The organism is Paenibacillus sp. CECT 9249 (genome assembly GCF_918697855.1).
GTDB lineage: Bacteria > Bacillota > Bacilli > Paenibacillales > Paenibacillaceae > MSJ-34.
The window spans coordinates 1-1,159 of sequence record NZ_CAKKLI010000108.1; the positions used below are offsets into that span (position 1 = coordinate 1).

The window sequence follows — 1,159 nt, forward strand, 5'->3', positions numbered from 1 at the left end:
GGGTCTACGCCTACGTACTCAACTCGCCCTATTCAGACTCGCTTTCGCTGCGGCTTCGGCTCTCCACCTTAACCTTGCACGTAAACGTAACTCGCCGGTTCATTCTACAAAAGGCACGCCATCACCCATGATGCAAACTTGTTTGCATCAGAGGGCTCTGACTTCTTGTAAGCACACGGTTTCAGGTTCTCTTTCACTCCCCTTCCGGGGTCCTTTTCACCTTTCCCTCACGGTACTGCTTCACTATCGGTCGCTAGGGAGTATTTAGCCTTAGCAGATGGTCCTGCCGGATTCCCACGGGGTTTCACGTGTCCCGCGGTACTCGGGATCCGTCTCGGAGGGTACTCATTTTCAGCTACAGGATTGTTACCTTCTCTGACGGGCCTTTCCAGACCTCTTCGCCTAATCAATACCTTTCTGACTCCTAGTGAGACGTCCCACAACCCCAACGAGCAAGCTCATTGGTTTAGGCTTCTCCGCGTTCGCTCGCCGCTACTGACGGAATCACTCTTGTTTTCTCTTCCTCAGGGTACTTAGATGTTTCAGTTCCCCTGGTATGCCTCTTCATGACCTATGGATTCAGTCATGAGTGACTGCTTATTACAGCAGCCGGGTTTCCCCATTCGGACATCCCCGGATCGAGGCCTGCTTACGGCTCCCCGAGGCAATATCGTCGTTCGCCACGTCCTTCGTCGGCTCCTAGCGCCTAGGCATCCTCCGTGTGCTCTTAGTAGCTTAACCTAAGGTGATTGGTTTGTGTTCCAAAGCCAGAGCTTTGGAATACAGCATTCACCGGTTATGCTTCACTTGCATAACACAAGTTCAGCTTAAAGGATATTCTAATTCGCAATTTGTTTCGCTATCCAGTTTTCAAGGTGCAACAACCGCCTTGCGGGCGGAAGAATATCTTATCAAGTTCCAACCTAAAGTGCAACCAGCACTTTCTGGAACTTGACGCTGAAAGAGGCTTTGCTCTTTCAAAACTGACAACGAGCGAGATCAAGCGATTTTGAATGTCTTCGTTGCAGAAGACGATTCTCCATAGAAAGGAGGTGATCCAGCCGCACCTTCCGATACGGCTACCTTGTTACGACTTCACCCCAATCATCTACCCCACCTTCGGCGGCTGGCTCCTTGCGGTTACCTCACCGACTTCGGG

2 rRNA genes are annotated in these 1,159 nt (G+C 51.3%); both read right to left on the reverse strand.

Annotated features, from left to right (window positions below):
* Nucleotides 1–741 (reverse strand): 23S ribosomal RNA (locus tag LQ229_RS26920); the annotation flags it as partial.
* 304 nt (nt 742–1,045) lie between these two features.
* A 16S ribosomal RNA gene (locus tag LQ229_RS26925) occupies nt 1,046–1,159 on the reverse strand; the annotation flags it as partial.